Below are 25,066 nucleotides of genomic sequence, written 5' to 3'. Positions count from 1 at the left end.
CCTTTTTTGTCATGCAAGTAGCTGACACTGGGATCCAGCAGGCTTTGCCTGCAAATAATTTTTACATTTTCCATGAAAGCACAAACCAAAAGGAGAATAATGAATGCTGGATCCCAGTGTCGGAGCACTGGGATGACACCACAGCGGGAGGCAAACACAATGTTCGTACAGTTGTGTGTCACGCACTGGGATGACAAGAGAGAGTTCTGAGATGACACAATTGACATCACTCCCTATTGTATCTACTTAGATTTCTTTTTAACATAAGTAGTACGCTCTTTGATCCTTGCAGCTTTTCCAAATAGTTTGCACAGATAATACAGTTTTGCTCTACGAACCTTTCCTTTTCTTGTCACTTGCACTGAAACCAGTGCAGGAGAATAAACAAAAAACTGAGACACTATACTTTCTCCATGGCTCACTTTTCTGACTGCAAAAGAAGAATGTAACCCGCGGTTCCTTTTTGATATACATACACCTTCAAATATCTGTATACGTTCACTTGTACCGTCAACTACTTTAAAAGTGACCTTCAAATCATCGCCAGGACGAAATTCTGGTATTTCTTTAGCTAACACTTGCATTTGCTGTTCGTTAAATTTTTTAAGTAAATTTGTCATTTATCTCTCCACTCAATAATTCAGGCCTACGCTTTTTTGTTATAACATGAGACTGCTTCTGCCTCCAATCACTTATTTTTTTGTGATTGCCAGATAACAAAACCTCAGGTACTTTATATCCCTTCCACTGCTCAGGTCTAGTATATTGAGGATATTCAAGTACACCACCACCATAATTAAAACTTTCTTCAGTAATACTATCGGTATTATTTACTACACCTGGAAGAAGTCTAATGCATGCATCAAGAACCACCATTGCAGCTGGCTCACCTCCTGAAAGTATATAATCTCCAATACTTAACTCATAAGGAGTATACGCATCAATTATCCTTTGGTCAATACCTTCAAATCGACCACACAATATTGTTATATGAGGAAACTTTAATAATTCTCTGGCAATATTCTGATTAAACTTAGTTCCAGATGGAGTCATGTAAATAAACTTAGTGTTTTTATGAACAGAGAGCATACTATCTACTGCATCACCAACTACATCAGAACGCATAACCATTCCTGCTCCACCTCCATATGGAACATCATCCACAGTTGAATGTTTATCTTTCGCAAAAGAACGAATATTTATTACTTCAAGGTTCCATATTTTTTTTTCTAACGCTTTTCCGGCAAGAGAATAGTTCAAAAACCCCGGGAACATTTCTGGGAATATGGTTAATATTGTAACATTGAATGCCATTAAGGTTTATTTTAAGTTATTTGGGGCTATACTCTAAGAATAGTAAATTGATATAATATATAGTTAAATTAAACATGTCACTGAATAAAACGATATACGAAGGTAAAGCGAAAGCCATTATTGAAACTGAAGACTTATCAATTGTCATACAGCACTTTAAAGATGATGTTACAGCATTCAATAAGGAAAAATATGAAATAATCGATGGTAAAGGAATAATTAATAATCATATTAGTGCTTTTATCATGGAAAAGCTTGAGAAAGCAGAAATTAGCACACACTTTATAAAAACTCTAAACGAAAGAGAACAGCTAGTCAAAAAACTCAAGATAATACCTCTTGAGGTAGTAGTTAGAAATGTCGCAGCTGGCAGCTTTTGCAAACGTTTTAATATCAAAGAAGGTGAGAGGCTTGCATCTCCTATAATCGATTTTTTTTACAAAAATGATGACCTAGCCGACCCAATGGTAAGTGAAAATCACATACTGTATTTTGATTGGCTATCTAGCAAAGAAATGGATGAAGTTAAAACTACAACTTTAAAAATCAACGAAATATTAGTTCACCTATTTTCAAATGCAAGTATATATTTAGTTGATCTCAAGTTAGAATTTGGCAGATTAATAAATGACAGTACTAAAATCGTTTTAGCTGATGAAATTAGCCCTGATAACTGCAGATTATGGGATAAAAATACTTATAAAAAGCTAGATAAAGATGTCTTTCGTTTGAATTTAGGAGATTTAAAGGAAGCATACCTAGAAGTTGCAAAAAGACTGTCAGTAAAGTTAGGTTAACTAAATACTACTCTATCAAGTGGAGGGTTACATGCCTCATCAAGTTTTCCAATAATTTCAATTTTTTCTCCACGTTTTTGGAAATGATTTTTCACGTTTTGCATATTCTCAGAACTTACGATCAATACCATACCAATACCACAATTAAATGTTTTTAGCATTTCTTTCTTCTCTATTTTACCCTCCTTTGTTAGCCATAAAAATATATCTGGCCATTTCCAGGAATTAATGTCTATGTTTGCAAATAAGTTTTTTGGAAGAATTCGCGGAATATTGTCTACCAAACCACCACCCGTGATGTGCGCAATACCTTTTACTTGTGACATGATAGGCAGCAAAGAATCAACATATATTTTTGTTGGTTCAAGTAGTATTTCACTCCAAGATTTATTATTCCATAGAGATGTATCGTTATAATTTATACCTAAGCTTTTGAAAACATGGCGCACTAAAGAAAACCCATTTGAGTGAATTCCACTTGACTCTAAGCCAACTATATAATCACCTGCTTTCATCATACTACAGTTTGGAAGAATTTGCTTTCGATCAACTACACCAACCACAAACCCTGCAAGGTCATAGTGATTATTACCATACATTCCAGGCATTTCTGCAGTTTCCCCACCAACCAATGCTATTTTAGCTTGCTTGCACCCCTCTGCAATGCCCTTAACCACAGATAATAAAACATCTTTGGTCAAAACGCCTGTTGCAAAGTAATCAAGGAAAAACAAAGGCGTTGCTCCTTGTGCAAGTAAGTCATTTACACACATTGCAACTAAATCTATACCTATAGTATCATGTTTATTCACTTCTTGAGCTATCAACAGTTTCGTACCTACTCCATCAGTTGAGGAAACGAGTACTGGATGGTCATACTTCTTACTTAGTGCAGCAAAATCAAATAACGCAGAAAATGAACCTATTTCGCTGATTACTTCTTCTCTAGTAGTTTCTTGAGCAATAGGCTTGACTTCTTTTACTAACTTATTATATAGTTCAATATCTATTCCTGATCTGGTATAAGTATTCATAATCCTTTTATAAATTTTAAAATTGTTAATACTATATTAATGCCTTGATATAAAAAGTGCAACGAAACTTTCTCTTAATTGACTATTATATACTTACCAATATAGGGTAACTTAAATCATTTATAATTATCCAATGAACGAAAATACCAAAAACATACTGTTAATAACGGAACTGCTATCAGGACGGCTGCTTCATGACTTTGCTAACTCTATGAATGGAATAACGTTTGGCGTAGAAGAGCTTGAAGTAATAGATAAGAATGATGCTGATGCGCAGAAGGAAGCGTTGTTGTTTCTTAAAGAAAGCTCCGATGATTTAATATATAAACATAAAGTTATGAAGCAGGCATATTCTTCTTCAATGGATAATTATAGCTTTGATAAGACCAAATCTAATATCGAAAATTATTTATTAAAAAAAAAGTAAAGCTTACGTGGAAAATAGACGCATACTCTGCAAAAAATAAGGAAGATTTAATTGAAAAGATAAATAAGATAATTTCTAATATGGTGCTAACTATAGCCAGTGCAGTGGCGGAAGTTGAACTAGTATCTGTTTTACTGAGTCAAACAGAAGATAAAATGCTATTAACTATAAAAATTCTAAATGAACACAAACCAATAAGCAAATCATTAGTAGACAAATTAATCAAAAAAAATGACACTAATTTAAATACAAAAGATATTAATATCTATATGACCTCTTTATTATTAGAGTACTATAACACTGAAATGCATTATACTTGCGAAAATAATTTGCTGGAAATAGGTTTAACTATAACTTGAGTTGCATATTTGGTTATTACAACTTTTTCTTCGTGTCAAGGCATTCCCCGACAAGGGGTACCAAATCTAATTTTTGTAATCACTTAAGTCTAGTACTATTTTATTAATGTAGCGCTCATTTGCATCTTTGATGATAAACTTCATACCATTTTTATATTTAATGACTTCATCTACAGAAGGCACTTTACCAGCAATCGAAAGAATCAAACCACCAAGTGTAACATAGTCTTCTTCAGGGTCACGTAATTCTATTTTTAGATCCTCTTCTATATCTTTTATAAGAGCCCTTGCTGATACTTCAAACTTATTTTGAGACAATTCAGTAATGGTATATTCTGAATTTATTTCGTTTTCACTATCAATGTTTGGTATTAGTTCCTCTATAAGATCAGTCATTGAAATTAAACCATCAGTTCCACCATATTCATCCAATACGATAGCTAAGCATGATTTAGAAGAGTTCATCCTAACAAAAAGATTAGTTGTCTTCATCGAGGGTGGAACAAATATTACGCTTTGTATAATATGTTTCAGATTAAAATTTTTATCCCTATTAAAAATAACATCTTTTACATAAAAAAAGCCTATTACGTTATCAAAGTTATTTTTATAAATTGGTATTTTAGTGTGGCAAGTGTTTTTTATCTTCTTTATGATTTCACGCTCGCTTGACTCAATGTCTACTGCGCATATCTCTGTACGTGGAGTCATTATATCCATTATACCACAATCGCGGAATTTTAATAGACCATTAAATATATTAAGGTCTGGCAGATCTTTCATTAATGCCTCAGTCGCACACTTTTTCAACACAGAAGCTTTTTTGAAAAGGAAGAGAAAAATTCTATATGCTATTTTTTCTACTAAGGTTCTTTTTTTACTCAATTTATTCCCTGTAATGGCAAAAACGTTTTCAGATTAGATTTATCAAGAAAACTGTTATTAAATGTTTAATAAGCATGTGAATAATGTCAAATTAATTTGTGAATTATTTGTTGATATAAAATACCAACAATTGATCAACAACTTTTTCAACAACATATACATAGTTGTGTAACAATGCATGATGGTAAAGTATTTTCCATAAAAGAAAATTACTAACACTCTAAACACCTTGCTTATACACATAAATCATAACAGAAAATCAATAATATACGAAAGTTACTCACATATTTATCCACAAGTTGAACAACGCCAATTTTTACTGAATTTTAAGTTAGTAACAAGTTATTGATAGAACTATTATTGTTACTATACTTTAATATACAAAAGAATAAATAGAATAGATTGGAAAGCGGCAAAACAACAATAGCGAAAATTATTAAGAGAAATGAGCCGGGTGGAAGAGTGCCTATCTGGCTAATGCGTCAGGCTGGCAGGTCTCTTCCTGAGTACCGCAAAGCAGTAGAAAATATGAATAATTTTATGGAGATATGCTACAACACAGATTTAGTGACAGAATTGACGTTACAGCCGGTGACAAGATTTGACATGGATGCGGCGATAATTTTTTCAGACATTTTAATAATAGCTGATGTTTTGGGTTGTGACGTGAATTTCGTACGCGGTGTAGGTCCAATAATAAAACCCGTGGAAAGTCCTAAGGAATTGAAGGGTCCACAAGAAATTGAAACTAAAACCTTACCAATTCTAAACGCTATAAAAAAAGTCAGAAGCCAATTACCAAAAGAAAAATCTCTCATAGGATTTGCTGGTGGACCATGGACAGTAGCCTCATACATCATAGAAGGTAGGAGCAGCAAAACTTTTTCCAAAGTATTAAATTTTTATCCTTCGTGTTTGAAGGAAATAATTGAACGAATAACGGAAGTAACGATTATTTATCTAATTAAACAGATAGAATTTGGAGCAGATGTTATTCAGCTATTTGACAGTAATGCTGGTGCGTTATCGGAACCATTGTTTAAAGAATATGTTATCGAACCAACAAAGAGAATTATCTTGGCAATAAAGGATAGATTTTCTGATTTTCCAATAATAGGTTTTCCAAGGTCTGCTGGAAATCTTTATAAAGATTACTGCGAACAAACAGGTGTATCTGCAGTAAGTATAGATTATAATGTTCCAATAAAATGGGCGAAAGCGAATCTAAACATCCCTCTACAAGGAAACCTTGATCCTAATCTTTTAGCCTATAATAAAACGGAAGCAATCAAAGAAGCAAAACGTATAATAGATTGCTTTAGAGATTTACCCTTCATATTTAATCTCGGACATGGAGTACTCCCTGATACTCCAGTTGAAAATATTGCTGCATTGGTAAACCTGGTAAAAAGCTACTAATACAATACACAAAATTCTAGCTTTTTTGTTGTACGGGGTTTATCATTTGAATTTAGCTTCAGTAAGATATGTCAGACCTTGCAAAAAGAATGTCCCTAATAAAACCATCCCCTACGATTGCTGTAACTGATAAGGCAAATAAGTTGAAAAATGAAGGAAAAAAGATCTGTGTTTTAGCCGCAGGAGAACCGGATTTTGATACTCCAGATCATATAAAAAAAGCAGCTATTCAAGCAATAAGTGAAGGTAAGACTAAATATACTGCTGTTGATGGAACGCGTGAGCTGAAAGAAGCAATAATTAATAAGTTAAGAAAGGATAATAACCTCGAGTACACGCTTAACCAAATCTGTGTTGGTACAGGTGCTAAGCAGGTGTTATTCAATTTGTTCATGGCAACAATTAACTCTGGAGATGAAGTTATTATTCCAGCTCCTTATTGGGTTTCATATGTTGATATGGTAAGTCTTTTTGGCGGCTTGCCAGTTGTAGTAGAATGCAAACAAAATTTTAAACTGACAGCGGAATTATTGAAAAGCAGGATAACTAAAAAAACTAAATGGTTAATTCTTAACTCACCGAACAACCCTGCAGGAGCTGTGTACACATGTGATGAATTGAAAGACATAGCACAAATATTGCTTGAATATCCACATATGAATGTCGTTACAGATGATATTTATGAGCATATAATATACGACGAAAAGTTTTTTACTATCGCTCAGGTTGAGCCGAAGCTTTATGATAGAGTTTTTGTAGTCAATGGAGTATCAAAAGCCTATGCAATGACAGGCTGGAGAATAGGGTATATTGCAGGTAGAAGTGATGTGGTAAAAGCTATCTCTACGCTGCAGTCTCAAAGCACTTCTAATCCAAATTCGATAGCACAAGCAGCAGCAGCAGCAGCATTAAACGGTGATCATAGTTTTTTGAAAGAAAGAACAACGATTTTTAAGAGTCGTAGAGATTTTATGGTGAAAGAGCTAAATTCTGCCCCGGGATTATCAGCGTCTGTTCCACAAGGTGCATTTTATTTATTTGTCTCATGTGAAGGATTGCTCAGTAAAAGCACAAAAAGTGGTAAGATAATAAATAATGATTTAGATTTTACTGAATACTTACTGGGAGATCATTTGGTTGCTGTGGTTCCAGGAATTGCATTTGGTCTAGAAAATTTTATCAGAATTTCTTATGCAACCTCTCAGGAACAATTAGAAATTGGATGTGATAGTATTACTAAAGCGTGCCAGGAGTTAAAATGAAATAGACTATCCATAAGTTGTATATTTTGCCATACTTCGCCAAGGTTATTTTGAATGTTCTAACTTGTGTTTTTCTATGGAAGGCATTTTTATTGATTGAGCAAGTGTCTTTCTAATATTGAATTCCTCATTTTTTTCATTTTGTTGCAGTAAGTTAATGTTATTTATTTTATTTACTAAATCTTTCCCCTTTTCCAGAGTCTTTAAATCACTTTCGTTAATGTGATGTTCATTGTAAAATTCTGCAACAATTTCTTTTCTTTTCGGATAAGTATTTAAAAATTCCGACACCTGATGTTTAGCAACAGCTTGAATAAATTTCTTATTAAATCTTGAATCGTTATATAGATCTTCTAAATTTTCATCGTAGTGTTTTGCTTCATTTACAGCAAGCTTTATTATCTCTTCTATACCACTTAGAAGTTTCCTATACAATTTGTCGTATCTATTGCCTAGCACGTGTGTAGCGAATGTTTGTTCAATGTATTTTGTTATGTAATTTTGCAGCGTATTATCTATCGTGCTTATATTCATCAGCCTGCTTTAATATTATATTAACTATTTTACACATAAAAAGGTTAATATTGAATTAATAGAATACTTCTGAAGTCAAATTTTACTGAAAATTATGGTATTTAAGATATAATTGTCAGCATGAAATAAAAACATAAATAAAATGGATCTTGTAACAAAAGTGAAGCTCAAGATAAAGATGAATAAGGGTAAAATCATAAATATACTTATCATTTGTGGTGTAATTTTTTTCATATACCTTATTCATGAGCCAGTTGTAGATATGGTAGAAAAAATTATAAGTAAAATAAAAGGTCTCTTTTAAAAATAGAAAAAGTGAACTTTTTCCATCATCCAAACTTGAACCTGGAAAATTTAGTTAATGCATAAACTACTTATGTTGGCTATGAGTTCAACTGTATAAAATTCCGGTAAATTAAAATAAGTATTCATAAAAATATTGTTTTCTATAAACAGAGTATCTATAATGCCAGCTTTGGGGTAAAGTATTGCAGAGGAATTTTTTAATCTGGTTGTTGGCGTCACTGTTTTATGCATACCAATATATATTACGCGTAATTCCAAATATTATAATTCCTGAATTGGTAGTAAGTTTTAATATAGGAACAACAGAAATAGGACAATTTTGTGGACTGTATTATGTAGGTTATGTGTTAGCACATATTCCTGTAGGTATTCTTTTAGATAGATTTGGTTCTAAAGTTGTTATACCGATTTGTATTGCATTAACATCTTTAGGTGCTTTACCTTTAGTCAGTTCTAATGATTGGAGTTATTCTATTATTGGAAGAATAATTACTGGTATTGGATCCTCTGCTTCAGTACTTGGACTCTTTAAAATAATAAGAATCTATTACCATAGAGAAAAATTTGCCATGATGTTCAGCATATCGGTTATTATTGGCATTTCAGGTGGTGTATTTGCCACCAAACCATTACATGTCTTACTTGATAAGTTTGGGTGGGATTATTTATTTACTGTGTGTATAATGCTTGGATTATTGCTTGCTTTAACTACCTTTATATCTATACCTAAAGTTGGCACCTCAGACGAAGAATTAAATATTAAAAATTTAAGCAAAGTTATATTTAATAAAGATATTTTATTGATAGGTTTGTTTGGCGGTTTTATGGTTGGACCATTAGAAGGCTTTGCAGATGCGTGGTCCGCAACATTCTTGCATGAGATTACGCTATAGATAGACACATTGCATATAGCATTTCAAAATGGATACTAATAGGCTTTGGCTTTGGGCATTTATTACTTCCTTACATATTAGCAAAAAATCCAACCAAGCACTATGAAATAATAATTTCTTGTGCTATGGCCATGATAATTGTGTTCTTATTACTTTTTATATGCAATATTAGTGAACTCCTGGCATGTATATTACTATTCATTATTGGTCTTGCTTCTGCATACCAAATTGTTTTTACTGCTAAAGTTGTAAGTTGTGTAAAAAACGAAGCAGTAGCAAGTGCAGGATCTGTAGGTAATTCCATAGTTATGAGTTTTGGTTATTTTTTTCACGTCATTATTGCAAATATAATGAATTTTTATTGGAACGGTGAAATTATCGATGGAAAGCCATTTTATGGAACTGATGTAATGGTTAAGTCTATGTTAATAATACCTATATGCCTACTAATAGGAATGATAGGCTTTTGGTTACTTAAAGTTATAAGCTGTAAAAAGAGCTAAGCAGATTTAGATGATTAATATAGTATTGTTTTTTATAACTAAAGTATCTATAATCCTAAATTTTAGCTGAGATTCATGTTGCAGAGGAATTTTTTAATCTGGTTGTTGACGTCACTGTTTTATGCATACCAATATATATTACGCGTAATTCCAAACATAATTGCGCCTGAATTAATAACAAAATTTAACATAAGTATTGCAGATGTTGGCCAGTTTGGTGGGTTATACTATGTAGGCTATACGCTAGCTCATATACCTATTGGTCTTTTCCTTGATAGATTTGGACCAAAGTTTGTTTTACCTGCTTGTACCGTTTTGACATTTACCGGAACACTACCGCTTATATGCTTTGATGAGTGGAGTTATTCAATAATTGGAAGAATAATTGTGGGAATTGGGTCATCCGCTTCGGCAATTGGAATCTTTAAAGTTGCAAGCATGTATTTTGCGCAAGAAAAATCAGCAAGAATGGCCAGCTTATCTATAATTATAGGAATTTTGGGAGGGATATGTGGCGGGTTACCTTTAGACTTCTTACTCGATAAATTTGGCTGGAATTATGTTATCTATACATTCTCAGCATTTGGGTGTTTACTTGCTCTGTTGCTGTTCTTAGTAACGCCTGAAAGCAATGCTCAACAGGAAAAAGTTAGCATTAGAGACTTAAAAAACATACTTTTCAACAAGCATATTATTCTAATTAGCTTTTTTGGTGGACTCATGGTCGGTCCAATGCAAGGTTTTGCCGATGGTTGGGTGAAAGCATTCTTTTTTGAAGTATATAAAATGAATGAAGACTTGGCATCTTCTCTCTCTTCCGTAATATTGATAGGAATGTTAACAGGATCATTCTCTTTGGCTTATTTATTGGAAAAATATAAAAATAAGCATTATGAAGTAATAATTGCATGCTCATTTGCAATGATCGCTAGTTTTCTTTTGCTTTTTACTCAGATTGGTGGCTTGTATGTTGTATTACCTACGCTTTTTATTATTGGCTTCGCATCTGGATATCAGGTGGTTACCATTTACAAAGCGATAAGTTATGTAAATAATAACTTAGTAGGCCTGGCTACAGCTGTGTCAAACATGATAGTTATGGTTTTTGGCTATTTTTTTCACACTGGGATCGCAAAAATAGTAGATTTGTGTTGGGATAGAACAATAATACAAGGAAATCCTGTGTATGGTGCTGAATTGCTGATAAAAGCAACATCAGTTATTCCTGTATGTTTGCTGGTGGCTGTTTTTGGGCTCTTATGGTTAAAAAATAAAGATTTTAGAGAAGTTGATTGTAATAAGTAGATAATTTATCGAAGGCTCGTATGATAAAATCGTTAGATGTACTAATTTAAGGCTCTTGTTATTATGAAATATAATACTTTATTTTACTTTGATATTTTTGTTTTAATTGTAATTGGGTTTTATTAGGTGGTAGGTATGTCGAAAAGTAATTTTTTTGTATGGTTGATAGTATCTCTTTTCTATGCATACCAGTATGTGTTACGTGTCATGCCAAACATAATTGCGCCTGTATTAATAACAAAATTTAATATAAGCATTGCAGATTTAGGGCAATTTAATGGTCTCTACTATGTGGGATTTACACTAGTTCATATCCCTGTTGGTCTTTGTTTTGATAGATTCGGTCCAAAAATTGTTTTACCTATTTGTGCTGTCTTGGTATCTATTGGAACATTACCTCTTGTGTGCTTTGATGAGTGGTATTATTCAGTATTAGGTAGAATAATTGTTGGGATTGGCTCGTCTGCGTCAGTAATAGGAGTATTTAAAGTTGCCAGTATGTATTTTCCGCGAGAAAAATCAGCAAAAATGGCAAGCATATCTGTTATTATAGGGCTATTAGGGGCAATATATGGTGGTCTACCAATAGAACTTTTGCTTGATGAGTTTGGTTGGAATTACGTAATTTATATTCTTTCAGGGTTTGGTTTCTTACTCGCTTTATCTTTATTTTTAGTTATTCCTTACAATGCTTACGACTTTCGAAAAGAAAAAATTAGCATGAAGGATCTAAAAACTGTGCTTTTCAATAAATATATCATTCTAATTAGTTTTTTTGGTGGCTTAATGGTAGGTCCACTAGAAGGTTTTGCTGATGCTTGGACAAAAGCTTTTTTATGTGAGGTATATCAAATGGCCGGTGATCTAGCGTCTTCAATTTCTTCTGTTATATATGTAGGATTTGCAGCTGGATTGCTCTCTTTTGCTCACATATTAGAAAAATATCCAAATAGACATTATGAAGTTATTATTGTCTGTTCCTTTGCAATGATTGCTAGTTTCCTTTTACTTTTTACACAGGCTGGTGGATTGTATATTGTATTGCCTGCACTTCTTGTTATAGGTTTCGCTTCTGGATATCAAATAGTAACACTGTACAAAGCATTAAGTTATGTAAATAATAACTTAATAGGATTAACTACAGCTGTGTCAAATATGATAGTCATGGTTTTTGGCTATTTTTTTCACACTGGGATCGCAAAAATAATAGATTTGTGTTGGGATAGGACAGTGATACAAGGAAATCCTGTGTATAGTGCTGAATTGCTGATAAAAGCAACATCTATTATTCCTGTATGTTTGCTGATAGCTGTTTTTGGGCTCTTATGGTTAAAAAAGCAGGATAAGCAGTCTTAAAATTGCTTGTGCATCTTAAAATTAAAGCGAGGTTTGATCTATGATGAGTGTTTTAAAAAAAATCTGTGGCTCTAAAAATAGTTTAAAGTCTTTTGATAACGAGGTTTATCAGTCTATAGAAAAAGAATTACAACGCCAAAAATCACAATTGCAATTAATTGCATCAGAAAATTTTGCAAGCAAAGCGGTAATGGAGGCACAAGGCTCTTTTCTGACTAATAAATACGCAGAAGGTTATCCAGGTAAAAGATATTACTGTGGTTGTGAGCATGTGGACAAAATTGAAAGTCTGGCTATAGAAAGACTTTGTAAGTTGTTTGGTGTTAAATTTGCAAACGTTCAACCTCATTCTGGTTCTCAGGCAAACCAGGCGGTATTTGCTTCACTGCTTACTCCAGGCGATACAATACTTGGATTATCACTGAGTTGCGGTGGGCATCTAACTCATGGTGCGGCACCAAGCCTTTCTGGTAAATGGTTTAAGTCAATTCAATATACAGTGAATAAAGACACTTATCTGCTCAATATGGATGAGATAGAAAAGCTGGCGCTGGAGCATAAACCGAAATTGATCATAGCTGGTGCTTCTGCTTATCCAAGAAAAATGGACTTCAAACGCTTTCGCGAGATTGCAGATAAAGTTGGTGCTTATTTGCTTGCAGACATTGCTCACTATGCAGGGCTTATTGCAGCGGGCGAATATCCATCCCCTGCTGAATATGCACATGTTATGACTTCCACGACTCACAAAACTTTGCGTGGTCCTCGTGGTGGAATAGTGATGACCAATGATGAAGCATTACACAAAAAAATTCAATCCGCAGTTTTTCCAGGATTGCAGGGCGGGCCACTTATGCATGTGATAGCTGCAAAAGCTGTTGCATTTAAAGAAGCATTAGCACCAGAGTTTAAGACTTATAGCAAGAAAGTCGTGGAAAATGCGAAAGTGCTGGCTCAAGAATTGCAAAAGCATGGACTTGACATTATAACCGGTGGCACTGACTCTCATATAGTGCTAGTTGACTTAAGATCGCAGAAATTAACTGGAAAAGACGTTGTAGATAGCCTTGAGAGAGCCGGTATTACCTGTAATAAAAACTCTGTACCATTTGATACAGCAAAGCCGACCATCACTTCAGGGCTCCGTTTTGGCACCGCTGCTGAGACAACACGCGGACTTGAGGCAGAAAATTTTAAAGAGATAGCTGGTCTAATAAATGAAGTAATTCAAGGATTAATCAGCGGAAATAGCTCAAGTGTCGAAAAAGCAGTAAAAGCTAAAGTTGAAAGGATTTGTAGTAATTTTCCTATTTATTAATTTATGTGGTGTCATCCAAGTAGCTGGTAGAAACGAAAAAACTTACTTGACACCCTTCGCCAGCCCTCTTATCATGAAACTGAAGGTATTCATTTATCTTCAATCTGTGCAGATTAAACGACAACAGTATTACGTAATTGGCGTCTTATTTTTAATTTTTTGCACTATGCGCACCCTACGTCTTCACAACATTTCTGGGTTTTTACCTATATAAGCTGAAACGCGCTTATAAAGCGTTTAAGACAGTATAGCGCGCCAATTTGCAGGATTAGAGAATGACAACTAGCTAATACGGGATTTCTTTTGCCTTTTTTTCTGCTTAGTAAATTTCTTAAACATTTAAACTAAGATGAGTTGCATTTAAAAGCAGCTAAATTGCAGTGTTTAAGACTTAAAAAACGCCAATACTGAAAATAGACAATGACTGGGGCTTCTTTTGCCTTTTTTTCGTTTGGTAAATTTCTTAATGTTTGTAGCTAACATGAACAAACATTTGAGAGTAACTTCTGCTAGTAGGGTGTCATCCCAGTGCCCAGACACTGGGATCCAGGAATTTTATTAAGTTAGTAAGCATAAAAGTAGCCGTTTTATGTTAAAATACAACATTTTAATGATTATGAAAAGGCTGGATTCCAGCGGGCTTTGTTGCATCGCTAGCTATGATGGATTAAAGATAAAAAAGATGGAGAATATCAGTAGCTTATTATTCTGGTATTTATAATAAGAACGGTCAGTGAATACCTAAATTTGAGTAAAAGAAATTTCACTACCACTCACTAATCTGGCTAAAATTCAAGAATTTCAATGCTTTAGCTATTTTCAATAGAATTAAATTTATTAATATAAATAATAAATTACTATTCTTAAATTTGATCAGATTGATTGCAAAAAAACAAGATTTTCAATAGGTTGCTTATAATTCTAACTATAGTTAGCCTTTCATAAGTAGCGATGCAACAAAGCCATTCCAGCGTCACGCGCTGGAATGACATTGTAGGGTGTTATCCGAGTCCTTTTTCCGTCATCAGAGGACCATATGACGTCATCCAAGTAGCGTGACTACTTGGATCTAAGCTGTATTACCAAGTCCAATTAAGTGCAGCATCATCACTTGTTGGAGGCTCAAAATACGGTTGTGACATTTCCTCTTGCACAGCTCTTTTAAATTCTGGACTTTGTATGCTTATCTTTGTTGCATGCTCTTGTAAGGCTTTCTCAGTAGCTATTTCAGCAGCTGTTGGACTTTTACCATCTGCTCCTGTCTCCCCTTGTGGGCCTTGAGCTCCATCTTTACCATCTGCTCCTTTAGGACCAGTGGCTCCTGTCTCCCCTTTTAGCCCTTTACCTCCTAAGAACACCTTTGCTGTTTGATCATTTTTGTCACCATACGCTGTGTCAGTAGCATCAAGAAATCCTCCTAATTTATCCACTAAAATTGATTTGTCGCCGTCTTTTGCATCAAATATAGCATTCACGACATCTTTCGCTGCAGCTTTTGTTTTAAGCTCTGTAGCTTTAACAAAAGCAGTCTCTGCAGCAGTTTTAGCGTAAACTTCATCGGCTGGAGCAGCTTTAATATATACCTTATTTGTAAAATCAGGAGAAGCAGTTATAGCATCCACAACAGGCTGTTTTACTACTTCTGTTTTTAGCGTATCTGTAAGTCCTAAAGTTTTAACAAATGCATCATCAACACCTTTTTTGGTATAGATACCATTATCATCAGCACCTTTTGCTAATTCTGGTATTAAAGCATCCACAACAGCTTTTTCTGCAACTTTTGTTCCAAGATCTGCAGTTTTAAGAAACGTGTCATCAACACCTTTTTTAGTATAGATACCATTATCATCATCACCTTTTGCTAATTCTGGTATTAAAGCATCCACAACAGGCTGTTTTACTACTTCTGTTTTTAGCGTATCTGTAAGTCCTAAAGTTTTAACAAATGCATCATCAACACCTTTTTTGGTATAGATACCATTATCATCAGCACCTTTTGCTAATTCTGGTATTAAAGCATCCACAACAGCTTTTTCTGCAACTTTTGTTCCAAGATCTGCAGTTTTAAGAAACGTGTCATCAACACCTTTTTTAGTATAGATACCATTATCATCATCACCTTTTGCTAATTCTGGTATTAAAGCATCCACAACAGCTTTTTTTGCAACTTTTGTTGCAAGATCTGCAGTTTTAACAAACGCAGTATCTGCATCATTTTTAGTGTATACTTTATCGGTAAAATCAGTAGAAGCAATTATAGCATCCACGACATCTTTCGCTGCAGCTTTTGTTTTAAGCTCTGTAGCTTTGACAAAAGCAGTGTCTGCATCAGTTTTAGTGTAAACATCTGCAGTATTAGCTTTGTTGGCTAGATCAGCTGCACCAGCTTTCTCTCCTAGCTCAGCATCGACGTAATTCTTGTCAGCTTTTTTTGCCAACTCATCATTTACATTTCTTTTAGTGTAAACATCTGCAGTATTAGCTTTCTTTCTCAACTCATCATCCACACCTTTTTTAGTATATATACCTTTATCATTAGCACCTTTATTGAGTTCCACTATCAATTTTCCTAAAAAATTTTTGTTAGTTGCAAGGGTTTCTATTGTATCTATTGTACTCAATTTTTCACTCAACGCCATATCACCCTCCATTAATTACAAAAACCATAGCATGCATGAAAATAGTATAATTTTCGTTAATGTTAGATTTTACATAAGATTTCCTTGAAACTTGTTGTTTCAGAATTCTTCTCTTGTCATTCAAGTGTGTAGCAGATGATGTCATTCCAGTCTGGAATCCAGCCTTTATTATGCAGCCACTTATTTAAAGTTAAGTTTTCTGGATCCCAGTGGGCTTTGTTGCATCGCTAGCTATGATGGATTAAAGATAAAAAAGGTGGAGAATATCAGTAGCTTATTATTCTGGTATTTATAACAAGAACGGTCAGTGAATACCTAAATTTGAGTAAAAGAAATTTCACTACCACTCACTAATCCGGCTAAAATTCAAGAATTTCAATGCTTTAGCTATTTTCAATAGAATTAAATTTATTAATATAAATAATAAATTACTATTCTTAAATTTGATCAGATTGATTGCAAAAAAACAAGATTTTCAATAGGTTGCTTATAATCCTAATTATAGTTAGCCTTTCATAAGTAGCGATGCAACAAAGCCATCCCAGTGTCTGGGCACTGGGATGACACCGAAGGGGCTACTCGGATGACAAACCCTGTCATTCCATGGCGTGACGCTGGTTTCCATCCAAGACGGCAGTGCTTGACACTGGAATGACAAGAAGAGGGCACTGCCCTCCTTGTATGTATTAGATATAGGCCGAGTTGTGGTCGTGATAAATGTGATCGCTTGCGCAATCGAACATTTTCACAAAACCATTCTCTAGATAAAGATTATATTCGTGATGTTGATCTGATAATACAATATTATCTTGCTCCCCTGAATTGAAATGACTTGAATCTGACAGCAATTCGTAATTTGGATTATCTATTTTACTAATGCTGTTTAGAGGTTGTCCGGAAACTAGTAAATTCAAGCATATTCCCTCTTTAACATAACCCTACTCATAGCTAGGTATATGAAATTCTCAGTGGATGTTGTGAGTAAATCATACTCCTTCGATAGCCTTCTATTCCTATTAACCCAAGCAAAAGTCCTTTCTACAACCCATCTTCTTGGCTGTACTTTAAACCCTTGTTCTCTTGTTGGTAGTAGCTCAGGTGGCGTATCTTTGTGCACCCAAAATCTACATGGAGGCCTTTTAACAATTTCAATATCTATGTCATATTCTTCCTTTATGTGATTCTTTAAATTTCTTCCTTGGTATCCCATGTCAGCCCACATTTTTTTAACTTTAGTATATTTTGTTCTCATATTGTTTAATGCTATTTTCATACCATCTCTATCATTTTCGTTAGCAGCGCCTACGTAACAACCTAGTATAAAACCCTGAGTGTCTGTAATTATATGCCTTTTTCTACCCTTTACTTTTTTACTTCCATCATAGCCTTTGATCCCCCCTTTTCTGTAGTCTTTACAGATTGACTATCTACTATACAGGCACTCGGCTGCTCATTCCTTCCTATTTTTCTTCTACTATATTTTGTAATTTCATAATTCATTTTCTCAAAAATTCCCTGCTTCTTCCATTGCCTGAACTGCTCATACACAGTCTTCCATAGCGGAAAATCATTTGGTAAATACCGCCATTGACACCCTGTACGCAATACATAGAAAATTGCTTCTAATATTTCTCTTTTGCTATACTTTGGCGGCCTTCCTCCTTTCTTGTATGATACTCTGAAGTGTTTTTCTATTCTTGCCCATTCCCTTTCGCTTAGATCTGTTGGATACTTTTTTCTCATCTTTACCCCGTACTAAAATTTCAGATATTATAGCCTTTTACTTGTTTCCGGACAACCTCTTATTACTTTGCCATTACCACTTGATATAGCTAAACTATAACTATCACCATCCTTCATTATCTTGATGGACACCTTATCTTCAGGTAACACTATAAGCTTCTTTGTGCCACTATCGTGGATTACGAATTTGCCTTTTTCAAAATAGTATTTGTCTTCCGGCAAAGCACCAACCTTATAATCTGATGTGTGCAGTTTGTTCCAAAAATCTAACACAGATTGCTTTTCTGCTCCTTCCGCTCTATCATACAAGGCTTTCACATCATTATAATTTATCGTTACATTTGCCTTATGCTTCCCTTCTGAGTCCTGCTCGTAGCTCTTTTCTATTTTGAGAATTGTGTCTTTTAATACTACCTGTTCTTGCTCTTTCTCCTCCACTGAAGCTGACCTTTTTGCCCTTGTTGGAATTTGTGGCTGATCAGACTGCATTTCACTATTGTCGTTTGATGCAGTTTTCTCTTCAGCAGCTTGTGCAACAACATTAGTAGTACTATGAACTTCTGTCTTAGTTTCACTTACTTGCCCTTTTGGACTTTCGGTTTGTTTCTCTTTTGTAAATATTCTCTGATAGTCCGTGTAGCCTCTATTAGTATCACCGATATCGCCACTGCCTTGATCAAAAGTTATTTTTTTACTTCCATTTCCCATATCTTCAATTTCAACTTGAGGAGAAACAGATGCTAGGAAATCGTTATAACTGTAGTTGTAGTCAGCAGAAAAGAATATTTTCCCTTTGAAATTGTGAAAGTTATTAGACAACATTCCAATTTCTTCATCACCATCAAACAATTTTACTTTAGTGAAATATGTTTGATCTTTTATTCTAACTATTTCACCGCTGGAGTTTCTTTGTATGTGATAATCATTTGGGTCGTACTTTATAGCAAAAAGTTTGCCAGAGCCATATTTCTCTAAGTTTATAAGGCCCACATTTACATGTTTATGGGAATAATCTCTCTTTTCATATTCATGTGCAAATATTGGATCTATATATCTATATTCGTCTGATATATTTGGCATACCTACTGGATGTTCATTCCCATCTTTCGTCACCGGAACAAGCTTATATGCTCCATCTTTTTCCACTAATTTTAGGTGAGTAATACTTTGTGGTAGTTGAAACCTTACGTTTGCTCCATGGTCATGAATAAATAGATCACCTTTCTCGGTAATATAAAAGCCCATATTTTTAAATTCATGTAAGCGCTCGTCTCCTTGCTTTACGACAGCTTCATATACATCATCGTCTGTCCTATCTGTTCCCTTATTATCCAGTAATTTTCCTTTTTCCACGATTACTCCATTTGCCTTTTGCTCATCAGAATATTGTGCATGTTCTGAATCCTGATGATTCAAAATTTTGGTACCTCTAAGAAGCAGAGAATCTAAATCTTTTTGGATGTGTCCAGTGCTAGGATGCAACAATTCATTTTCATGTAAATGCGCTTCATCAAAGTATTCATCGCGTTCAACTGTTCTGCCATCTATTAGGGAAGCTTTATAATGACCATTTTCTTTTGTAACTGCCATGTAAGCACCGCCTTCGTATGAAACATTTAAGTTGTGCAATATATCCTCAAAAACGAAAGTTTCTTTAGTTTGGCCTTCAACTTGCTTAAAAAATCCTGATTCGCTCAATAATTCTCCAAGCTTTGTATTTCCGTCATATATAGACAGTGCACCCATATCTCCTTGACCATGAGCTTGCATAGAAAAAATCTTACCTTCTTGTAGATCAATATGATTTGTACCTCTTATCAAGTTTGAATCGATGTTGATCATCTCTCCTAACATCTTTTCTACGTCGATGTTCTTAGTCGCTTTTACTTGTTCTAAGCCAGTGTTTATGGTTTTATCAAGTAAGGTACTTTTTAATTCCTCATATTTGGAGGGAATTGAATAATATTTGTCTGAATACTCTTCGTAAGAAATCTTCCCTTCGCTATATTCTTTATTTATCTTGGGATATTCCATTTGCCTCTGCTCATCCAGATTTTTTAATGCATCATCATAAGCTTTCTTTAAATTTTCATCATACTTTGATAGCATTCTAAAAGCCTGATTTTTATACTCTAGACTGTTTCGGTACTCATTACCTTGTTGGTCAGAGTAAGTTAGTTTATCCTGTCCATCGGAAGTTTTTACTACCTTGAGGAAATGATATTCCTTTGATATATCAAGTGTATCATTTGTTGCCCTATTTATAGCACGAGCAACATCATAAAATGCAACGTGTTCTACAGGAGAAAAACTTCCAACGTTTTCTCCATCCATTTTTTCTATATTTGCTTTATAGTAGGATACGTTTTTAATTTCTCCACCCACTATTTCTTGACCAATTGCTATGAAATCTCCTTTTGTAACTTGCAAAGCGTTGAGATGTTCCATTGCAGTTTCTGTATCATTCTCAGCAAGCCAACTTTTGAAGTCAGTATCGTGTCCTTTTATGTCTTTCAAGAAACTTTTTGACTCATCTGAGTTACCTTGACGTAAAGCATCTAGGTAGTCTCTTAATAAACTAGGATCTTTTTCCTGTAAGTACATTATCAACGCATGACCTGTTTTATAAACCAAGCTATTTGCTTCGCTGTCCTTTGAGTATTCTAAACTTAAAATTTTATCTAAATCCAAATTTGCAGCTTCAGTTTTGTCGATACTTGATCCTTGAGAATTGAATTTATGATCTGAATGATGCTCAAAGTAGTCTGCAATTCCTTCCATTAATACTGTAGGTAAAGATTTGCCTCCTGTAGCCAAGTAAGTTAAACCATGTGCAAATTCATGCTGAAGGTTATGAATGCCACCTTGCTGGTAGACGTACATTTCAGCAAAAACGTCAGCTTTCCCTTTGTAGTAACATTTACCACCTTCGTCTCCAAGGTAAGAACCGAAACGCTCGCTTCCGCCAAGGTGAGTGTAATCATCCTTGTCATCAAACATGTAAATTTTAAATGTTTGTTCTGAACTGCCGCGTTCTAACTCGAATGCGTTTTTAAAATTAGTAGCTGTTTCTCTTATCTCACTTTCAATGTTAGCAACTTTACTTGCTCTTAAATTGTGAGAATAAACCTCTACTTTAATATTTAAATCTTCAACTTCTATAACATGTGGCGAATTAAACCCTTTGCCGTTATTGTTGAAATATTCTGCTTTAGTTATATTTTTATTTACTTGTTGACTAATTGTCATAATTTTACCTCTAATTTGCTGATCTTTCAATATCAAGCATAAAGTAATTTCCCTAAAAAAAACGTAAATCCTTGTATTAATATGATTTATATCTTAATAAATAAAGTATAGACAGTTAACTTAATATGTAAAATTTAGAATATGGCTGAAATTCTATACAGCTATATTCCGGAATCACATTGGACAAGGACAAAAGCAAAGTGGTTTATTGACTTTCATTCCACCAAAGCACTATACTAAAACCACGATGGGTAATTAGCTCAGTTGGTAGAGCACTTGCTTGACGTGCAAGCGGTCGCTGGTTCGAACCCAGTGTTACCCACGTTTTTGTTTATGAAAAGATTTTATATGACAGCAGTGCATAACGGTAAACACTCAGCAGCGCAGTCCAAGCGCTTAATCTATTCCATAATAATAGTTGCGATAACAATGTTTATGGAAATAGTAGGTGGAATAATTTCACATTCGCTTGCTCTATTATCAGATGCAGGGCATATGCTCGCTGACCTCTTTGCCTTGGTTTTAAGCTGGTTAGCACATAGGTTTTCAGCTAAGAAATCCGATTTGCAGAGATCATACGGATATCATCGGTTGCAGATAATTGCAGCATTTGTTAATGGTTTAACTCTATTCCTCATTGCAGTAATCATTATAATTGAGTCAATAAAGAGGTTTATTTTTCCAGTCAATGTTGAGTGGAAAGTAATGTTAATAATTGCTACACTCGGTCTTGTCTCTAACATAATAGTCTTTTTTATATTACATAGTAAATGCGAGAGCAATATAAACATAAAAAGTGCTGTACTACACGTTATAGGAGATATTTTAGGTTCTGTAGCTGCTATACTTGCATCTATAATTATCATGCTTACTGGATGGCAAATAGTAGATCCAATCTTATCAGTATTTGTTAGTGTGATAATTCTAAATAGCGGCTATAAAATTCTCAAAAATTCTTGCCATATACTCCTTGAAGGTACGCCTGAGGGTATATCTGCTGAAGAGATAAAAAGTAAGATCACATCAGAATTACCTGAAGTGATAGATGTGCACCACATACATACATGGTCGCTGTCTGATAATTATTTTATAATTACCATGCATGCTAAAATAAAGCAAAATGTGCAGCACACCAATGTTTTATATGAAATAAAAAAAATATTGCTAGATAAGTTCGAGATAGCACACTCTACAGTCGAGATCGAATACGATGAGTGTGCGGATAATAAGATACTTAAACATTGACATTTTAAATTATTATGCTATTACTAGAGTGTAATGATGTTAAAGGTAAGCTATGATAGGTATTTCTCAAATACAATTTCCTTCAAAGGATTCTAGTACGCTAAAATTTGTTAGCTACTTTGGAGCTTTTGTCTCGTTAAGCATTATCACTAATCCTGTTCATGTTCTTTTTGCTCTTGGTACTATGTTCTTCAGGTCTGAAATTAAAACTCTTTATATCTACAAAGAAATAAAAACGGCAAAACAGCAAAAAATGAGCAAAAGGGAATATTGGGAAATATTTTTTAAAAACAATACAATCAAGGTAGCAGCCTTCCTCTTGTTTTCTGCTTTCATAACATATCTAACTTTCACTACCACTTTCTTGCTTATTTCGTTACTGGGAACTATACCACTTACAATGCTATTAATTTTATTGCAGAGTGAACTAAGGCCAAAAGATTTTAACCCATTTACGCTGCTTAAAGCTTCTATAAATTTCTTTTTGGAAGGTATAAAAGAGAATTTACGTGGTATGGTTAATAGTTTTGATGTTCATCTTGAACATTTACTGCCCCATCAATTAAATGATGATATCATTAAAAATATTGATAAATTAAAAGGTAAGTATAGTGAACAAGTACCTGAAGACGTAATCAAAAATGATGAATATATTCAATTCATTGGATATATAAACAATTCATATGAGTTTAGTGATGAGGATAAAGGAAGAGTAATTGCATTTTTAGATGACTTTTGCAAAGATGATCGAAAGCATAGCTCCGGCTTTACAGGTGGGCAGGTTCTGCTTTTAGTTTTAAGGGCTTGCAATGATGGAGACGGAGAAGCCGTTAAGAGTAAAAAGGATGCATTGATTTCTAATTTAATTGATAGCCAAACTTTCTCTAGAAAAGAGCAAATTCCTAACACTTGCTTCACCGGTATTATCTATAGAATGTTAAGCACGCTAGAGGGTATTCATCCTGATCCAGCAATTAGATTTACTCCCCCAAGGGAAATGTTGCTCTCAGAAGCACAAAATGAAGCACGTGAGTTTATGTTAGACAGGTTAAAAAACAAGAAAAACAATAAAGAAATTCTTAAGGCTTGGTATGACGTTCAAAATGGTTATGAAGACGATGAAAGTCAAAAAATAGTTGATGATTTTATTTCAGAAGTAAGTATTCCTTTAATGAGAAAATTATTGAGTATTACTTCTCAATATAGTGAACAAATTGTGCTGACGTTAATGAAAAATATTAGCTCTATAAAGTTAAATAAATTACAATGTTGTGAGCTGGTTCAGCACATGAGAAATAAACTGCAGGAGCATGATTTAGATGACCAAGAAAGTTTACTCGAAAACATCGGAAAAAAAGTATTCTTAGAGCTATTAAATCGAGATCTACTCGAGACAGATTTTTCTCTCAAGGATTCATCTTTGGATGGAGCTAAGAGAATAGCTAATAAGATAATAGAAGAAGAAGTGGCAGAATTTAAATTAAAGGCTGAGAAGACTATTGAAGGTCAGATAATTAGCATGTTAGATGGGTTAAGAATGCTCCCAAGAGAAAAAAGATGTTATAGGGTATATGTAGAACTCAGTAAAAATAACGAAAATTTTGCAAGAAAGGTTAAAAGTAACAAAAGCAGCAATGGATGAAATGTTAAAAAAAGGAGCTTCACATAAGCTAGAGTTAGAAATTGAAAGTGTATATGAAGGAAATAAAGATCACGTTACTCAACTTTATGAAAAAATAAGAGAAACAAAAAAGGAATTCATTGAAGATGGTCTTTTAACACCTCAAGAAGTAGAGAATATAACAAAAGCAAAAATCATAGACTTAAACAAAGAGGACAAAATCATACCGTCAAGCAATTTGTCTCGTAGTTTAAGTGTCAATAATTTGGCAGTACATTATCTATAAAATTTATACTCTTTACCTTGCAGAAGATTCACAATATTTCTGTGGTGTTTTAGGAAGACCAGTGCTCCTATAATTAGTAATGTTAAGAACAAATTCCTCTGAAAAAAAAAGGACCATGCTACAGCCGTTGAAGTAGCACTGAGTGAAGCAAGGGAAGAGTATCTAAAGGCAAGAAAGACTATTATCCAAATTATTACGAATACTAAAGTAATATCGATGTTAAATGCTATCAGTATCCCTAGAGTGGTTGCAACGCCCTTTCCTCCACTGAATTTTAGCCAAATAGGAAACATGTGTCCTAAAACTGCTAAAATTGCAGATACATATATATAAAAATCGTTATTATCACAAAATTGTTGTGCTATATAAACGGCAATAAATCCCTTAAAGGAATCCAGAAATAATGCCAAAGCAGCAAGAAATTTATTTCCCGTCCTTGCAACGTTTGTAGCACCAATGTTTCCTGAACCTACTTCTCTTAAGTTTATCCCTTTTATTCTTGTAATGATTAAGCTAAACGGTATTGAACCGAGTATGTAGGACAGTATAAGGACTACATACTTTTCCATTA

General features: G+C 34.1%; 20 protein-coding genes, 1 tRNA gene and 3 pseudogenes. 14 read left to right on the top strand and 10 right to left on the bottom strand.

Annotation, left to right across the window (positions count from 1 at the left end):
- Positions 1 to 11: 11 nt before the first annotated feature.
- Complete coding sequence (locus tag R0F62_RS02315; RefSeq protein WP_010962989.1) at positions 12 to 194, top strand: hypothetical protein; 183 nt, start codon at positions 12 to 14, stop codon at positions 192 to 194.
- 48 nt (positions 195 to 242) lie between these two features.
- Here the strand turns inward: R0F62_RS02315 and rplS are convergent, their stop codons facing one another.
- Positions 243 to 620 (bottom strand): 50S ribosomal protein L19, encoded by a 378-nt coding sequence (rplS, locus tag R0F62_RS02310; RefSeq protein ID WP_006279489.1) that lies wholly within the window; start codon positions 618 to 620, stop codon positions 243 to 245.
- A complete protein-coding gene (gene trmD / locus R0F62_RS02305; RefSeq protein WP_274979240.1) occupies positions 604 to 1,314 on the bottom strand; it encodes a tRNA (guanosine(37)-N1)-methyltransferase TrmD in 711 nt (236 codons plus the stop codon). The genes rplS and trmD overlap by 17 nt, the downstream gene beginning before the upstream one ends.
- 74 nt (positions 1,315 to 1,388) lie before the next feature.
- Here trmD and purC point away from each other — a divergent pair, with 74 nt between their 5' ends.
- The gene (gene purC, locus R0F62_RS02300) at positions 1,389 to 2,111 is read left to right on the top strand and encodes a phosphoribosylaminoimidazolesuccinocarboxamide synthase (RefSeq protein ID WP_010081959.1); all 723 of its coding nucleotides are present in this window, start codon (positions 1,389 to 1,391) and stop codon (positions 2,109 to 2,111) included.
- On the opposite strand, the gene purM is transcribed toward purC, so the two are convergent.
- Positions 2,108 to 3,145 (bottom strand): phosphoribosylformylglycinamidine cyclo-ligase, encoded by a 1,038-nt coding sequence (purM, locus tag R0F62_RS02295; protein ID WP_274979239.1) that lies wholly within the window; start codon positions 3,143 to 3,145, stop codon positions 2,108 to 2,110. The genes purC and purM overlap by 4 nt on opposite strands.
- A 133-nt stretch (positions 3,146 to 3,278) precedes the next feature.
- On the opposite strand from purM, the gene R0F62_RS02290 reads away from it, so the two are divergent.
- Together R0F62_RS02290 and R0F62_RS02285 are read left to right on the top strand one after the other, a co-directional pair.
- Positions 3,279 to 3,572 carry a hypothetical protein gene (locus tag R0F62_RS02290; RefSeq protein ID WP_006280049.1) on the top strand — a complete coding sequence of 98 codons (294 nt, stop codon included), beginning with the start codon at positions 3,279 to 3,281 and terminating at the stop codon, positions 3,570 to 3,572.
- Positions 3,557 to 3,931: a histidine phosphotransferase family protein gene (locus tag R0F62_RS02285; RefSeq protein ID WP_158246746.1), complete on the top strand. Its 375-nt coding sequence runs from the start codon at positions 3,557 to 3,559 to the stop codon at positions 3,929 to 3,931. Before R0F62_RS02290 ends, R0F62_RS02285 begins: the two co-directional genes overlap by 16 nt.
- A 66-nt stretch (positions 3,932 to 3,997) precedes the next feature.
- Here the strand turns inward: R0F62_RS02285 and R0F62_RS02280 are convergent, their stop codons facing one another.
- Positions 3,998 to 4,816 carry a transporter associated domain-containing protein gene (locus R0F62_RS02280; RefSeq protein ID WP_007549273.1) on the bottom strand — a complete coding sequence of 273 codons (819 nt, stop codon included), beginning with the start codon at positions 4,814 to 4,816 and terminating at the stop codon, positions 3,998 to 4,000.
- A 402-nt stretch (positions 4,817 to 5,218) separates the two neighbouring features.
- On the opposite strand from R0F62_RS02280, the gene hemE reads away from it, so the two are divergent.
- Positions 5,219 to 6,235: a uroporphyrinogen decarboxylase gene (gene hemE, locus R0F62_RS02275; RefSeq protein ID WP_010082013.1), complete on the top strand. Its 1,017-nt coding sequence runs from the start codon at positions 5,219 to 5,221 to the stop codon at positions 6,233 to 6,235.
- A gap of 68 nt (positions 6,236 to 6,303) precedes the next feature.
- Entirely contained in the window at positions 6,304 to 7,497 is a 1,194-nt protein-coding gene (locus R0F62_RS02270; protein ID WP_274979238.1) for a pyridoxal phosphate-dependent aminotransferase, read from the top strand.
- Between the two features lie 45 nt (positions 7,498 to 7,542).
- On the opposite strand, the gene R0F62_RS02265 is transcribed toward R0F62_RS02270, so the two are convergent.
- On the bottom strand, positions 7,543 to 8,031 hold the full coding sequence (locus tag R0F62_RS02265) for a hypothetical protein (protein WP_006280043.1): 489 nt from the start codon (positions 8,029 to 8,031) through the stop codon (positions 7,543 to 7,545).
- A gap of 488 nt (positions 8,032 to 8,519) precedes the next feature.
- Here R0F62_RS02265 and R0F62_RS02260 point away from each other — a divergent pair.
- From R0F62_RS02260 to R0F62_RS02240, 5 genes and pseudogenes are all read left to right on the top strand, one after another.
- Positions 8,520 to 9,733 (top strand): annotated as a pseudogene (locus R0F62_RS02260) (MFS transporter).
- 75 nt (positions 9,734 to 9,808) lie between these two features.
- Positions 9,809 to 11,038 (top strand): MFS transporter, encoded by a 1,230-nt coding sequence (locus tag R0F62_RS02255; RefSeq protein ID WP_274979237.1) that lies wholly within the window; start codon positions 9,809 to 9,811, stop codon positions 11,036 to 11,038.
- A gap of 135 nt (positions 11,039 to 11,173) precedes the next feature.
- On the top strand, positions 11,174 to 12,394 hold the full coding sequence (locus R0F62_RS02250; protein WP_010081954.1) for an MFS transporter: 1,221 nt from the start codon (positions 11,174 to 11,176) through the stop codon (positions 12,392 to 12,394).
- Between the two features lie 40 nt (positions 12,395 to 12,434).
- Positions 12,435 to 13,712, top strand: coding sequence for a serine hydroxymethyltransferase (glyA, locus tag R0F62_RS02245; protein WP_010962995.1), 1,278 nt, complete (start codon positions 12,435 to 12,437; stop codon positions 13,710 to 13,712).
- Between the two features lie 436 nt (positions 13,713 to 14,148).
- The gene (locus R0F62_RS02240; RefSeq protein WP_010962996.1) at positions 14,149 to 14,274 is read left to right on the top strand and encodes a hypothetical protein; all 126 of its coding nucleotides are present in this window, start codon (positions 14,149 to 14,151) and stop codon (positions 14,272 to 14,274) included.
- Between the two features lie 517 nt (positions 14,275 to 14,791).
- Here R0F62_RS02240 and R0F62_RS02235 read toward each other — a convergent pair.
- The 4 genes and pseudogenes from R0F62_RS02235 to R0F62_RS02220 form a co-directional block, all read right to left on the bottom strand.
- Positions 14,792 to 16,351: a collagen-like triple helix repeat-containing protein gene (locus R0F62_RS02235; protein ID WP_317051403.1), complete on the bottom strand. Its 1,560-nt coding sequence runs from the start codon at positions 16,349 to 16,351 to the stop codon at positions 14,792 to 14,794.
- Between the two features lie 513 nt (positions 16,352 to 16,864).
- Positions 16,865 to 17,020: a hypothetical protein gene (locus R0F62_RS02230; protein ID WP_155975178.1), complete on the bottom strand. Its 156-nt coding sequence runs from the start codon at positions 17,018 to 17,020 to the stop codon at positions 16,865 to 16,867.
- A gap of 241 nt (positions 17,021 to 17,261) precedes the next feature.
- Positions 17,262 to 18,094, bottom strand: a pseudogene (locus R0F62_RS02225) (IS5 family transposase).
- A gap of 27 nt (positions 18,095 to 18,121) precedes the next feature.
- The gene (locus R0F62_RS02220) at positions 18,122 to 21,343 is read right to left on the bottom strand and encodes a peptidase M2 (protein ID WP_246484122.1); all 3,222 of its coding nucleotides are present in this window, start codon (positions 21,341 to 21,343) and stop codon (positions 18,122 to 18,124) included.
- Positions 21,344 to 21,592: 249 nt separating this feature from the next.
- Here R0F62_RS02220 and R0F62_RS02215 point away from each other — a divergent pair.
- From R0F62_RS02215 to R0F62_RS02205, 3 genes and pseudogenes are all read left to right on the top strand, one after another.
- Positions 21,593 to 21,665: transfer RNA gene (locus R0F62_RS02215), tRNA-Val, on the top strand.
- A gap of 26 nt (positions 21,666 to 21,691) precedes the next feature.
- Positions 21,692 to 22,588: a cation diffusion facilitator family transporter gene (locus tag R0F62_RS02210; RefSeq protein WP_317051402.1), complete on the top strand. Its 897-nt coding sequence runs from the start codon at positions 21,692 to 21,694 to the stop codon at positions 22,586 to 22,588.
- Positions 22,589 to 22,640: 52 nt separating this feature from the next.
- A pseudogene (locus tag R0F62_RS02205) lies at positions 22,641 to 24,495 on the top strand (hypothetical protein).
- Here the strand turns inward: R0F62_RS02205 and plsY are convergent.
- Entirely contained in the window at positions 24,486 to 25,064 is a 579-nt protein-coding gene (gene plsY / locus R0F62_RS02195) for a glycerol-3-phosphate 1-O-acyltransferase PlsY (protein ID WP_010963004.1), read from the bottom strand. The pseudogene R0F62_RS02205 and the gene plsY overlap by 10 nt on opposite strands.
- Between the last annotated feature and the right edge of the window lie 2 nt (positions 25,065 to 25,066).

The organism is Wolbachia endosymbiont of Drosophila aff. chauvacae BK-2020 (assembly GCF_032848195.1).
Lineage (GTDB): Bacteria > Pseudomonadota > Alphaproteobacteria > Rickettsiales > Anaplasmataceae > Wolbachia > Wolbachia pipientis.
The sequence above is the reverse complement of the archived record's forward strand: the minus strand, read 5'-3'. Positions and strand labels throughout refer to the sequence as shown.